The following is a 13,055-nucleotide window of genomic DNA, read 5'->3' as shown; positions in this document are numbered from 1 at the left end:
CACTCGTTCGTGAACGGCACGAGATTGACCGATCGCCCCGGTTGACTTACTTTCCAGTTTCCAGAACTCCGGACAGAATTTCCGGTAACTAGGGATAGAAATGGTCTCTGGCGTCGAAACAGGTCTCATCATCCGGGCGAACAGCGCGTTCGCCGGCGCGGCTTTTGGTCAGCGCGATGACCGTGCCAATCCGCTCGATCGCTTTGCCGGAGAGGGCGCCGGGAAGAGTTCTGTTGCTTCGCTTGGTGAAGCGTCGGGATCCTCCGTCATTCGTCCCTTCGGCAATGGCGAGCCCGAAGAAGGTGAAGACGAGGGGCCGTTTTTCGCATCTGGCCTAAATGGACTTCTGGCGCCTCCTAGCATCGCCGCGATCCAGGAACAGAATGGCGGGACAGCCGAAAAGGATGGCGGAACCGCTTCCGACGCCGGCGCCGGAATCGCTCAGCCGTCGGATCCGGCAGGCGGCTCCCAGGCGGTGACTTCCGCAACAGGAGAGGAAGAGACCGGGCCGGGTGAGCTGACCCAGGAAGAGGAAGAGCTGGTCCAGGACCTGAAGCAGCGCGATGCCGAGGTTCGCCGTCACGAGCAGGCGCACAAGGCGGTTGGCGGCCAATATGCGGGCTCGATTTCCTATACCTACCAGTCGGGCCCGGACGGACGGCAATATGCGGTCGGCGGCGAGGTGCCGATCGATGCGAGCCCGATACCGGGTGATCCGGACGCGACGATCCGCAAGCTGGAACAGGTGCGCCGTGCCGCTCTGGCGCCGGCGGAGCCGTCCGGTGCCGACCGGGCCGTGGCTTCGCAGGCGACACAGGGCATACAGCAGGCGCGCGCTGAACAGGCGCAGGCAAGCGCCGAAGAACTCGAGGAACTGACCGAGGGCGGAGACGCGTCGGAGGCCTCCGCCGTGAACGCGCCCGTTGCGCCGGACACCGGTGCGGATCCGGCGTCGCCTGCGGAAGGCATTGAGGTCACTCCGTTTGCAGCGGAGAGTGGTGCGTCCGAGGGATCGAATGGATCGCCGTTCTCCGTCGCGGCGAACCTGGGCGGCCAATCCGAGACAGGACCATTCGGGATCGAGCAGTCGGGTCAGAACCGCTCTGATGGCGGTTTCGGCATTGAAGGAAGTGGGCAATCGCCATTCAGCTTCACGCCTTCAGTTGGCCGCGCAACGCTCGATATTTTAGTATAATCAGATAGCTATTCGCTTTTGTTTAAGCATTCTCTGAAGCTTTCCTCGGACTGATCCGGTGCCTCGCTGCAGGTGACGAACCGATCCCGGCAGATATCGAAATCCGTGTCGCTGCCGACGAACCTCAGTTCGTCGCAAAAATCGAGATAATGCCGTGCCACGGTTTCGAAGGTCTCGCTGCGGCGCTGCTCGGCAACTTCCGGCGCGCGGTTCAGCGGCGTCACGTTCAGCATTTGCGCAATGGCCTCGTTGGCCCTTTTCAGCGGAATATCCGCCTGCTCCATCTCGCCGGTTTCGGTCCAATAGCGCACGTGCAACGTGTCGCCGAGCATGAAATCGCGCAACGGCGGCGGGACAATGCCCTTCTTCAGCGCCCCCCAGATGATGAAATAGACGCTTTTTTCGTCGATATTGTAGAGCGTCGGCTTGAAGCCGACCTCAAGCTCTTTCAGCGATTCCAGGTTGACCGGGTCGCGGCCGTCTATCCAGTAGGTCGGGAGGCGCTTGCGGCTGATGTTCTTTTCAACGTGGCGCGGCATGCGGAACTCGGCCCAGAGCGAGTTGTCGTCACGCTTCTGAAAATGAAAGCGGTAGCCTTTGCGCGTCAGGATGCGCGCTTCGAGAACCGGCGCCTTGGTGATCGGGTCGGTCAGGACCTCGACATACCACTGGATCGTCTGGGCTCGGGCCCCGGAACTCAACGTGGCGAGCACACCCAGCGCAATTGCGAAGATCAACGCGGGTCGCAGGCGGCCTTGCGTGCCGCGCGGGCGAGGGGACGGTCGATCCATTGGCGAGCGCGATCCTTTCGTTCGGAGCAAACTGGTTTTTCGCACATACCACGCATGCGTGGAAGCCGTCACGCGGCCCGCGGATGCCGCGCGGCTTGCAAACCGGCGATCAGGAAACTATTTTTTAAGATAATCTGTGGTAGGAAATAGGCATGAGTATTTCAGGCGCACTCAACATCGCCGTTTCGGGCATTGTGTCGGCGGGCAACCGCACCGGCAATGCTGCGAACAATCTGGCGAATATCCGGAGTGTCGCGGCGCGGGCCGGTGAAGTGCTGCGTCCGGACCAGCCTATTCCTGAAACCAACGCCAACGGCGAACGGATCTTCCGTCCGACCGAAGTGCAGTCGACCACCGCTGGTCCTGCGGGCGTCCGTAACCGGATCACGCTGGTCGATCCTGCCTCATTCCCGATCTACGATCCGAGCGCGGCAGACGCGAACGCGGACGGCATCTCGTCGATCCCGAACGTGTCTATCGAGAACGAGACCGTGAACCTGATCGGGGCGCAGCGCCAGCTGGAAGCCAATGCGGCAGTGATCCGCACCGGCGACGATCTGCTTGAGGAAGCGATCGACATCCTCGCCTGAGATCAGGGCTAATCCGACACTTCCGCTTTTGCGTCTTTGAGTGCTTTCAGTGCCGCATCGAACGGCAGGCGCACGCAGTCATGCCGTGTCTTGAAATCGCGCACGGGCGCGAAGCTCTCCAGTTCCTTCCAGTCGAGCTCGACGTCGTCGCTGCCCTCCAGATAGGCAAGCAGGTGACGGCGGACGGATTCCAGATCGTCCAGACCGGCGCCCGGGGCGTTTTCGCGGATCAGAGCGGCCGAGGCCTCGCAGAGCGCGCACCCCTGAACACGATGCCCGACCGCGGCGATCTTGCCGCCTGTCAGTTTCAGATCGATCGTGACCCGGTCGCCGCAGAGCGGGTTGTCCACGCGGGCGCTGGCATCCGGCGCCTCCAGCCGCTGATTGCCGCGGCCTTCCTTTGCCAGCCGCAGGATCTCCGCCTGGTAGAGCGCATCGCTCATCTCACTTCACCTCTTCGAGCGTTCCGCCCGCATCTCTCAGCATTTCGGGCGTGTCGATATCGAGATGCACGCCTGCCTCGGAGATCTCGACCTCACAGACCAGATCTGCGAATTCGTCCAGCAGCATCCGCGCGCCGCGATCGCCTTCGAGTTCCTGCATCTCGCCAAAGAAGCGGCTGTCCCAGAGAACCGGATTGCCGCGCCGCCCGTCATGCAGGGGAACGATGATGGCCCGGCCCTCGACAGGATCGTAGGCAGCAATCATCCGGTTCAGAACCTCCGCGCTGACCTGCGGCATGTCGCCGAGGCAGACGAGAGCAGCCTCGGTGCCTTCCGGCAGGGCCGATATGCCCGTCCGGACGCTGGTACTGATGCCGCCGGCGAAATTCGGATTGTGTACATAGGCGACGTCGAGACCGGCGAGTGCCGCCCGGATCCGGTCCGGCTCGTGTCCGGTCACGACGAGCACGCGTCCCGCCGTCGAGGCGAGCGCGGTTTCGACGACCCGGCGGACCATCGCTTTGCCGTCCAGCAGGCTCAGCAGCTTGTTTGCCGCGCCCATGCGGGTCGATTGTCCCGCCGCCAGAACGATCGCAGTGATTCCGGCTCTGGATGTTTCCTTTCCGGCGCTCTCCGTCTTCTTCGCGCTGGCACGGGGCAGGGGGCGGTGCGCCACGTCCTTCAGCAATCCTCCAGCCCCCATCCGCATGATGTCCTCGGGACGGATCTCGAGACCGGCGCAGATGCGCTGCAGGGCCCAGTCGAATCCGTTCAGTTTCGGCGAGCGCGCGCAGCCGGGCATTCCGATGACGGGAATGGAGCCGATGCGGCCGATCAGCATGAGGTTGCCCGGATCGACCGGCATGCCGAAATGCAGGATCTGGCCGCCGACCTGTTCCACCGCCGCCGGGATCACATCGCGGCGGTCGACCACAGCGGAAGCGCCGGAGATCAGGATCAGGCCCGGTTTCGCCGCGACGGCCCGACGGATTGCGTCTGCGAGCGCGTTCTGACTGTGCTCGCAGCGTGCTTCCGTGATCAGCCTGGAGCCCAGCGCCTCCAGCCGTTCCGAGGTCACGCGCAGGGTGCTGTCGAGCACGCTTTCCTTGGTACCGGGGAGCTTGGACTGGATGAGGATCGTGTCCAGAGTAGAGTAAGGCTTGACCCGGACGAGAGGTTCGCCCTGACTGGCGAGGGCCTCGGCAACCTTGACCAGACTGTCGGGCACCGCGAAGGGGATGATCTTCAGCGTACCGATCATCTGGCCTTCCGAAACAGCCTGGAAGGGCGGAACCAACCCGAGGGTGATGGATTCATCGACCAGATTGAGCCCGTCGAGCCGCACCGGATCGTAGAGCACCACTCCCTCGCGTTCGGCGAAAAGGTTGGAGCGGCCCGTGAAGGCGGCGCCGGCGCGCACATCGGCACCGCGGCAGGCCTCGGCCAGCCGATCAGCCGCACGGTCTTCGGGAATGTCGCCGTCATCCAGCCGGGCACAGACCACACGATCGATCCCGGCGGCCTTGAGCGCCTCCAGATCCTCGTGGTCCAGCACCCTGCCTTTTTTAAGGCTGCGTCCGTCGAGCCGGCGGCTATGGGCGAGGATCGCGCCCTCCGCTTTCGCCACCGGCAGTTCGCCGAAATACATGCGAGGACCTCAGGCCGCGGCCTTGAGCGGCTCTGCCCCGTGCTTGACCGCGGTCATTTCAGCCAGCACGGAGATCGCGATCTCCGCCGGGGATACCGCGCCGATATCGAGTCCGGCCGGTCCGTGCAGGCGCGCGAAATCCTTGTCGTTGAAGCCTTCCTCGCGTAGCCGGTCCAGGCGCCTTGCATGGGTCCGCTTGCTGCCGAGACAGGCGATATAGAAGGCTTCGCTGCGGAGCGCGACCTGCAGAGCCGGATCGTCCAGTTTCGGGTCATGGGTCAGGGTGACGATTGCCGTGCGGCTGTCCGGCTGCAGCGCTTCCAGTGCCTCGTCCGGCCAGTCGTCACTGAGTTCGACGCCTGGGAAGCGTTCTTCCGTCGCGAAAGAGGCGCGCGGATCGACGATGGTCACGGCATATCCGGCGAGCGCGGCCATCGGTGCGAGCAGCTGGCTGATATGAACCGCGCCCACAATGATCATGCGCAGCGACGGGTTGTGCACATGGATGAAATGCGAGCCGTCCGTACTGATCCCGCTGCGGTCGTCCCGCATCCGCGTGCGCGCTTCGGTTACCAAAGCATCCGAAAGGCCAAGCGAACCTTCGGCCACGTCCTTGGTCACCAGCGCCTGTTCTCCGCCCTCCAGGCGCGTGACCATGGCCACGGGAGTCTTCGCCTCCCGGTAGGCCATCAGGGCATCGAACAGTTCGGCTTTCATCTTATTGTCCTTCGATCCGTTCCACGTAGACCTTCACCTCGCCGCCGCAGGCGAGCCCGACTTCCCAGGCCTGTTCGTCGCTGACACCGAAATCGAGCATGCGCGGCTGGCCGTCCTGGATGGACTGCATCGCCTCGCGTACCACGGCGCCCTCGATGCAGCCACCGGAGACGGACCCGATCATCGCGCCGCTGTCGTCGATCGCGAGCTGGCTGCCGACGGGGCGGGGCGAGCTGCCCCATGTCTTGATGACCGTTGCTACCGCGATGCGGCGGCCGTCGCGGCGCCATTCCGCGATCCGTCCGAGAATATCGTCCTGCTGCCTGGGATCGTACTTGTTCATCCTGCCGGTCTCCCTTCCCATCCGCGGGGGAGCGCCTCAGGCTGTCTCCGCCGCTTCGATCTCGGCCAGTTTGCCGAGCCAGTCCCCCATGCCCCTGCGGCGTATTCCGGCCGGCTCTCCCAACAGTTTTGCCAGATCTTCGAGGCTGTCGAGAGAATGCACCGGACGGAACTCGTCCACATGCGGCAACAAGGCCCGCACCCCCATGGATTTGGGGGCGAAGCCGTCATAGCGCAACAGCGGGTTGAGCCAGATCAGCCTGCGACACGACTTATGCAGTCGTTCCATTTCGGCACCGAGCCCCTTGCCGGCTTCCCTGTCGAGGCCGTCCGTTATAAGCAGGACGACCGCACCCTGGGTCAGTACCCGGCGGGACCAGTGACGGTTGAAATCGTGCAGACAATGGCCGATTCGCGTTCCGCCGGACCAATCCTCCACGGAGGCGCTGATCTTGTCCAGCGCTTCGTCCACGTCCTTGTGGCGCAGATAGCGCGTCACATTGGTCAGACGCGTGCCGAAGAGAAAAGTATGAACCCGGTCCCGGTCGTTGGTCAGCGTGTGCATGAAATGCAGCAGCATCCGCGAGTAGCGCGTCATCGAGCCGGAGATGTCGCAGAGCGCGACCAGAGGCGGCGGGCGCATCCGGCGTTTCTTCAGCTGCAGCGGAATGATGTCGCCGCCGGAGCGGAGCGCCTGGCGCAGCGTGTTGCGGAGATCGACCCGGCGGCCATAGGGGCTGGGCGAGAAACGGCGGGTCGGGATGTCCGCCAGCGGCAGATGCATCTTCTCGATCGCCGTGCGGGCGGCGCGGATCTCCTCCGCGCTCATCTTCTCGAAATCCATGCCCTGCAGCAGTTCCTCGTCGGAATAGGTCATCACCGCATCGAGCTGGATTTCCTGCTCCTGCTCGCGGTCCGGCGCATTTGCGTCCTGACCCGGTTCCTGCTGCTGGGTGAGGGCCTCGGAGACCCGGCGGCTGATCTTCTCGGCATCATCCTCGTCCGCGTCCCCGGCAAGCTTCATCTCCGGCAGTACCATCTGCATCATCTTTTCGAGGATGCGGGGATTGCGCCAGAAGATGTGGAAGGCCTGGTCGAAGATTTCGCGCTGGTCGCGCCTGTTCACGAACACGGCGTGCAGCGTCCAGTAGAAGACTTCGCGGTCGGTAATCCCGACCGTTCTGACCGCCTCGATCGCGTCCATGACCTTGCCGGGGCCTACGGGCAGGCCGGCGGCCCGGAGCACGCGGGCAAAATGCAGGATGTTCTCGACCAGACGTCCGCCGCCGCCTTCCGGCGTGGCCGGAAGCTCCGTCCTGTCGCCCGGGGGCGGGGCGTGGTTGTCGAGCGGGGGCATCCGCTTAACCGGCCATCGCCAGTTCGCTGCGGACTTGGGTCAGGATGCGGTTGGCTTCGCTGCCCTGGATCTTCTGGATGTCGTCCTGGTACTTCAGCAGCACGCCGAGCGTGTTGTCGACGGCGCGCGGATCGAGGGCGAGATAGTCGAGCTGCACCAGCGCGTGGGTCCAGTCGATGGTCTCGGCGACGCCCGGCTGCTTGAACAGATCCATCTTGCGCAGCTGGTGCACGAAGGCGACGACCTGGCGGCTGAGGTCTTCCGGCGCCGACGGGGCTTTCTTGCGCAGGATTTCCAGCTCGCGCTCGGCGCTTGGATAATCGACCCAGTAGTAGAAGCAGCGCCGCTTCAGCGCGTCGTGGATCTCGCGGGTCCGGTTCGAAGTGATGATCACGATCGGCGGTTCCTCGGCCTTGAAGGGGCCGATTTCGGGAATGGTGACTTGGTAGTCGGAGAGCACTTCAAGCAGAAAGGCCTCGAACGGCTCGTCGGTGCGGTCGAGTTCGTCGATCAGCAGGACGGGCGCGCCTCCTTCGGTCGGTTCCAGCGCCTGCAGGATCGGGCGCTTGATCAGGAACTCGTCGGAAAAGAGATCGGCCGCGAGCGCCTTGCGGTCCGCGCCGCCGGCCGCCTCGGCCATCCGGATCTCCAGCATCTGGCGCGAATAGTTCCACTCATAGACCGCAGAGGAGACATCGAGCCCCTCGTAGCACTGCAGGCGGATCAGTTTGCGGCCGAGCGTTTCCGACAGGACCTTCGCGATCTCTGTCTTGCCGACGCCGGCCTCGCCCTCGAGGAAGAGCGGGCGCTTCAGCTGCAGGGCGAGATGGAGGGCGGTCGCGAGCGGAGTGTCGGCAACGTACTGGCCTTGTCCGAGCAGGGCGAGCGTATCTTCGACGGAAGCGGGAAGCGGTGTCGGCATGGGAACGTCCAGATATCCAGCGGGATCAATGGTCAGATAGCACGCGGGCAAGGCGGTTTAAAGGGGAGGGCGCCGGATCATGAGGCCTGGAAGACCGCGCCGGCGGACAGCAGGGCGTCGATATCTGGCGCGGCAAGGCCGCCCTCGATGAGGATTTCCCGGCTGTGCTCGCCGAGGCGCGGCGCGCCGAGACGGTAGGAGGCCGGCGTGCTGCCATAGCGGATCGGCTGGCCGACCAGGCGGATCTCGCCCTCGCTCTGATGCTTGAAGAGCGGCCAGAAACCGATCTCGTCGAGATGTGGGTCCTGAAGCAGGTCTTCGGTTCCCATGACCGGCATGGCGGGTACGTCGATCTCCGCGAAGAGCGCGAGCCATTCCGCCGACGTGCGCGCCGGCGTCGCCTCCGCGACGATCTGGTAGAGCTTGGCGATATTGCGCGAGCGTTCCGCTGCATCGGTGACCCAATTCGCCGTCGCGATATCCTCACGGCCGATGGCGCGCAGGTAATCGCCCCATTGACGTGCCGTGTAGGGCAGCAGCGCGACGTGCCCGTCCCTGGTCCGGTAGGGTTTGCGGTGCGGGGCGAGAACCCGGTCGTAGCCTGTCTTGCCGTCGCCGTCCGGGAATGTCGCGCCCTGAAGATGCTCCGGATGCAGGAAGGCGACCAGGCTCTCGAACATCGGCACCTCGACGAACTGGCCGATGCCGGAACGCTCGCGCGCCACCAGCGCCATGGAGATGGCGGAAAGGCACATCAGTCCGGTGACCTTGTCGGCGATCACCGTACGGCTGTAGGCCGGTGCACCGTCAGCCCGGTCGTGATAGTCGACCAGCCCGCAGGCGGCCTGGATGATATCGTCATAGGCGGGGCGGCCCGCATAGGGGCCCTGTTCGCTGAAACCGTAGGCGCCGCAATAGATCAGCTTCGGATTGATCGTCTTCAGATCCTCGTAGCCGAGACCGAGGCGACGCATCGCGGCCGGACGGACGGAGCTTACGAAGACGTCGGCGCTCTGCGCCAGCTTCAGCAATGCGTCCCGGGCACCGGTGTTTTTCAGGTCCATCGAGAGCGAGCGCTTGTTGCGGTTCACATTGAGGAAAACCGTGCCCATGCCCGGGTTGCGGAAGGGCGTGACGTTGCGCGTGACGTCGCCCTCGAGGGACTCGACCTTGATGACATCGGCGCCCATGTCGCCCATGATCTGCGTCGCATAAGGTCCAAGCAGGACCGAGGTCAGATCCAGTACCCGGATCCCCGCAAGGGGGCCGGTCGCAGCTTCACCCGCCATTTCGATCAGATATCCCGAGAAAAGAACCGTGACAGACGCACCGATCATAGAGACCGGCTACGAAAACCTGAACCCTGTCGAGGAGGCGGTCTCGCAGCGGCGTTCCGTTCGTGCCTTCCTGCCTGACCCGGTGCCGGAAGAGACCGTCGCCCGCATTCTCTATCTCTCCGGACGGGCGCCCAGCGGAACCAACATGCAGCCCTGGAAGGTGCATGTCGTGACCGGCGCGGCACGGGACCGGCTCTGCACCGAGATCGTCGAGGCGCACCATGAGGGCGCAAGCCACAGCGGCGAGTATCAGTACTATCCGAAGGAGTTTTTCGAGCCCTTCAAGTCACGCCGCCGCGCGGTCGGCTGGGCGCTCTACGGCCTGCTCGACATCAAGAAGGGCGATTTCGAGAAGACCAAGGCGCAGCATGCGCGGAACTTCACCTTCTTCGACGCGCCGGTCGGGCTGATCTTCACCATCCATCGCGGGCTCGAGATCGGCAGCTGGCTCGATTTCGGGATGTTCATGGAGAATGTCATGATCCTTGCCCGGAGCCACGGGCTGGAAACCTGCCCGCAGGCCGCTTTCGCGACCTATCACAAGATAATTCGGGCGCATCTGGACCTCGCCGAGGAGGATGTTGTTGTTGCGGGCATGGCGCTCGGCAAGGCCGATTGGTCGAAGATCGAGAACACACTTATTACCGAACGCATGGCGCTGGAGGATTACGTCCGGTTCCATCGCGGGTAAGATCATTTCAATTGAAACGATAAAGGACCGGAGGGGACAAGATGGACTTCCAGCTGACCGAGGAGCAGCGCAGTCTGCAGGAAACGGCGCGTGCCTTCGCGACCCAGGAAATGGCGGACCTCGCCCGCGAGCTGGAGGAAAAGGACGAGGCGCCGTCCCGCGAACATATCCGGCGCTATGCGGAGATGGGTTTCCTCGGAATCAATGTCGCGGAGGAATATGGCGGGCTCGGGCTCGGCAACCTCGAGGCGCTGATCGTGCTGGAGGAGTTCGCCAAGGTCTCGCCGGCCATTGCGTTTCCGATCTTCGAATCCTCCGTCGGACCTTGCCGAGCCGTCGAGCATTTCGCCTCGTCCGAACTGGCAAAGAAGGTTCTGCCGCAGGTCTGCGCCGGTGAGCTGACGGTCGCGGTCGCCATGTCCGAGCCGGATGCCGGCTCCGCCCTGACCGACCTCAAGACGCGGGTGAAGGACGAGGGCGGCAAGCTCGTTCTCAATGGCCAGAAGCGCTGGTGCTCCGGTGGCGGTCATGCCGAGGCCTATGTGGTCTACACCAAGATGTCCGACGCTCCCGGCGCCAAGGGGATCGGCGCGGTCTATGTCGAGAAAGGCATGAAGGGCGTCAGCTTCGGCGAGCGTGAGCGGCTGATGGGGTTCCGCGGCATTCCGAGCGCGGACATCTTCTTCGACAATGTCGAGATTCCGAAGGAGAACGTGATCGTGCCGGCGGGCGGCTTCCGCCAGCTGATGGAAGCTTTTGATCTTGAGCGCTGCGGCAATGCCACCATGTGCCTCGGCATCGCGTCCGCCGCATTTGAGACCGCGCTCGCCTATACCCAGGAACGCAAGGCCTTCGGCAAGGAACTGGTCGAGTTTCAGGCGGTGCAGATGAAGCTTGCCGAGATGGCGATGCGGGTTGAGGCCTCGCGCCTGCTGATATACCGAGCCGCCAAGAATGCCGAGGACGGCTTGCCGTCGGTGCTGGATTCCAGCCTGGCGAAATGTTTCGCCAACGAGATCGTCCGGGACGTGACCGGCGCCGCGCTGCAGGTCATGGGCGCCTACGGCTATTCCAAGTCCTACGGCATGGAACAGCGGCTGCGCGATGGCTGGGGCTGGGGCATCGCCGGCGGAGCAATCGATATCCAGAAGGTGAATATCGCCGCGGCATTGGTGGGGCGCCGGTTCAACCAGAGGGCCTGATCCAGGTCAATTCCTGCGCGTTTAGGTGCTGATAGATTTGTACGAGTGTGCGCCTTACTCTTTTTGGGCGTGACACGTTGCGTGCAGGAGGAGGCGTGCGTTGAAAATCAGAACCCAGAAGGATTTCGAGCATGCCCTGACGCTTGCCGTTTCGTCGCTACACCCGCTGATCGCCATCCATTCTTTCGAAGAGAACCGCGTGATCGACAGCATCGAGCGCGTGGCGATTAAGGAGAAGTGCGACATCATCTTCTGGTCCTGCACCCGGGGAATCCACATGAAGCGGATTGGCTCGCTCCTGAGCCGGACCGACAAGGCTCCCGAAAGTCTTGTGAAGTCGGCTCAGAACGCCGATGTCATGACCGCGATAGAGGCTTTCGAGCGAAAGCTGGAACGGGAGCGGGAAAAGAAAAGCTCCGAGCGCCGGAATACCTTTCTCGTCCTGCTCGATGCCTCGCCCTTCCTCGTCGAGCGTCACAATAATCCGGCCCACCGCAGACGGTTGCGCGACTTTGCCCTGCAAAGCCGGCTCTCGACGAAAAACGGCACCATTCTCCTGGTGTCGTCCGACGGCGAACTTACTCCGGAACTCGAAAAGGAAATCCTGCGCCTCGATTTCCCCCTGCCGACGAAAGAAGAGATCAAGGGCTGGGTGGACGATATCCTGGAGCGCCTGAAGGCGACATCCGCGATCAAGGTCGACGAGGATGTCGATTTCCTGAAAGAGGCGGTGGTGAACGCGGCCAGCGGCCTCACGATGTACGAGATCCGCAATGCGCTTTCCGATGCCCTGATCGAGGACAAGGAGCTTTCCCGGGACGATGTCCGGGAGATCTACCGTCTGAAGCAGGATGTCGTGAAGAAAAGCGGCATTCTCGAATATATCGATACCAGCGACTGGTCGATGGACGATGTCGGCGGGTTGGATACCCTGAAGGAATGGCTTCGCAAGCGCGCCCTGGCGTCGAGCGAGAAGGGCCTTGCCTTCGGGATCACCCCGCCGAAGGGGGTCCTGCTCACGGGGGTTCCCGGCTGCGGCAAGTCTCTGGCGGCGAAATGCACCGCGACGTCGTGGGGTATCCCGCTGATCAAGTTGGATATGGGACGGGTCTACGCCTCGCTTGTCGGCGCGTCGGAGCAGCATATTCGCGATGCGATCGCGATCTGCGAGGCGGTTGCGCCCTGCGTGCTCTGGATCGACGAGATCGAGAAGGGCTTGCCGCGCAACCGCGGCCATGTCGGCGACAGCGGCGTCTCGTTGCGCGTGCTGGCGACGTTCCTGACCTGGCTGCAGGAAAAGACAGCACCCGTCTTCGTGATCGCGACCGCAAACGAGACGATCCTCCTGCCGCCGGAAATCCTGCGCAAGGGACGTTTCGACGAAATCTTTTTCGTCGATCTTCCGAACGCGGAGGAGCGGAAGGAGATCTTCCGGATCCATATCAGCCGGGTGGGCCATGTTCCGGAGGAGTTCGACCTTGATGCCCTGACCGAGATGACCGGGACCGACGATACGACGGGCGAGGGCGGTTTCAGTGGCGCGGAAATCGAGGCCGTGGTGCGCGAGGCGTTGATCTCGGCCTTTTCCGAGGGCGCGGATGCCCAGAAGCTGCCGTCACTCGAGCAGAGACACCTCGAGGCTGCGGTGCTCGAGACCAAGCCGCTGTCGGTCACCCGGGCGGAAGAGATCGACGAGCTGAGGCGCTGGTCCGACGGCCGTGCGGTTCCGGCCACGGGCTCTCTGGTCGAGCCCCCATTGCCCTTTCCGTTCGAGGAAAAGCTGAAGGATATCCTGAAGTCCGGAACCCCTTGAGGGCAGA

Annotated in this window: 13 protein-coding genes; 5 read left to right on the top strand and 8 right to left on the bottom strand. The window is 63.5% G+C overall.

Annotated features, from left to right (window positions below):
- Positions 1–100 precede the first annotated feature (100 nt).
- The gene (locus JJ959_RS01325) at positions 101–1,195 is read left to right on the top strand and encodes a putative metalloprotease CJM1_0395 family protein (protein ID WP_292879457.1); all 1,095 of its coding nucleotides are present in this window, start codon (positions 101–103) and stop codon (positions 1,193–1,195) included.
- Positions 1,196–1,203: 8 nt separating this feature from the next.
- Here JJ959_RS01325 and JJ959_RS01320 read toward each other — a convergent pair whose 3' ends face one another.
- Positions 1,204–2,058, bottom strand: a complete 855-nt coding sequence (locus JJ959_RS01320) for a hypothetical protein (protein WP_292879456.1) — start codon at positions 2,056–2,058, stop codon at positions 1,204–1,206.
- 80 nt (positions 2,059–2,138) lie between these two features.
- On the opposite strand from JJ959_RS01320, the gene JJ959_RS01315 reads away from it, so the two are divergent.
- On the top strand, positions 2,139–2,576 hold the full coding sequence (locus tag JJ959_RS01315; protein WP_292879455.1) for a flagellar basal body rod C-terminal domain-containing protein: 438 nt from the start codon (positions 2,139–2,141) through the stop codon (positions 2,574–2,576).
- A gap of 8 nt (positions 2,577–2,584) precedes the next feature.
- Here JJ959_RS01315 and JJ959_RS01310 read toward each other — a convergent pair whose 3' ends face one another.
- The 7 genes from JJ959_RS01310 to JJ959_RS01280 all read right to left on the bottom strand — a co-directional run bounded on the left by JJ959_RS01310 (position 2,585) and on the right by JJ959_RS01280 (position 9,294).
- A complete protein-coding gene (locus JJ959_RS01310; RefSeq protein WP_292879454.1) occupies positions 2,585–3,019 on the bottom strand; it encodes an iron-sulfur cluster assembly scaffold protein in 435 nt (144 codons plus the stop codon).
- A 1-nt stretch (position 3,020) separates the two neighbouring features.
- Entirely contained in the window at positions 3,021–4,667 is a 1,647-nt protein-coding gene (locus JJ959_RS01305) for a molybdopterin-binding/glycosyltransferase family 2 protein (RefSeq protein WP_292879453.1), read from the bottom strand.
- Between the two features lie 9 nt (positions 4,668–4,676).
- Positions 4,677–5,384: an XdhC family protein gene (locus tag JJ959_RS01300; RefSeq protein WP_292879452.1), complete on the bottom strand. Its 708-nt coding sequence runs from the start codon at positions 5,382–5,384 to the stop codon at positions 4,677–4,679.
- A 1-nt stretch (position 5,385) separates the two neighbouring features.
- Positions 5,386–5,727 carry an XdhC family protein gene (locus JJ959_RS01295; RefSeq protein ID WP_193180306.1) on the bottom strand — a complete coding sequence of 114 codons (342 nt, stop codon included), beginning with the start codon at positions 5,725–5,727 and terminating at the stop codon, positions 5,386–5,388.
- A gap of 36 nt (positions 5,728–5,763) precedes the next feature.
- Positions 5,764–7,083, bottom strand: a complete 1,320-nt coding sequence (locus JJ959_RS01290) for a VWA domain-containing protein (protein ID WP_292879451.1) — start codon at positions 7,081–7,083, stop codon at positions 5,764–5,766.
- 4 nt (positions 7,084–7,087) lie between these two features.
- Positions 7,088–8,005 carry a MoxR family ATPase gene (locus JJ959_RS01285; RefSeq protein WP_292879450.1) on the bottom strand — a complete coding sequence of 306 codons (918 nt, stop codon included), beginning with the start codon at positions 8,003–8,005 and terminating at the stop codon, positions 7,088–7,090.
- Between the two features lie 77 nt (positions 8,006–8,082).
- Complete coding sequence (locus JJ959_RS01280; RefSeq protein WP_292879449.1) at positions 8,083–9,294, bottom strand: CoA transferase; 1,212 nt, start codon at positions 9,292–9,294, stop codon at positions 8,083–8,085.
- Between the two features lie 28 nt (positions 9,295–9,322).
- Between JJ959_RS01280 and JJ959_RS01275 the strand changes: the two genes are divergently transcribed.
- The 3 genes from JJ959_RS01275 (at position 9,323) to JJ959_RS01265 (ending at position 13,048) form a co-directional block, all read left to right on the top strand.
- Positions 9,323–10,033, top strand: a complete 711-nt coding sequence (locus JJ959_RS01275; RefSeq protein WP_292879448.1) for a nitroreductase — start codon at positions 9,323–9,325, stop codon at positions 10,031–10,033.
- A gap of 41 nt (positions 10,034–10,074) precedes the next feature.
- A complete protein-coding gene (locus JJ959_RS01270; RefSeq protein ID WP_292879447.1) occupies positions 10,075–11,235 on the top strand; it encodes an acyl-CoA dehydrogenase family protein in 1,161 nt (386 codons plus the stop codon).
- A gap of 100 nt (positions 11,236–11,335) precedes the next feature.
- Positions 11,336–13,048, top strand: a complete 1,713-nt coding sequence (locus JJ959_RS01265; RefSeq protein WP_292879446.1) for an AAA family ATPase — start codon at positions 11,336–11,338, stop codon at positions 13,046–13,048.
- Positions 13,049–13,055: the final 7 nt, after the last annotated feature.

The sequence above is a fragment of the Nisaea sp. genome, from assembly GCF_017640745.1.
In the GTDB taxonomy this organism is placed as follows: domain Bacteria; phylum Pseudomonadota; class Alphaproteobacteria; order Thalassobaculales; family Thalassobaculaceae; genus Nisaea.
Note: the sequence above shows the minus strand (reverse complement) of the source record. Positions and strands in the feature narration are given on the sequence as shown.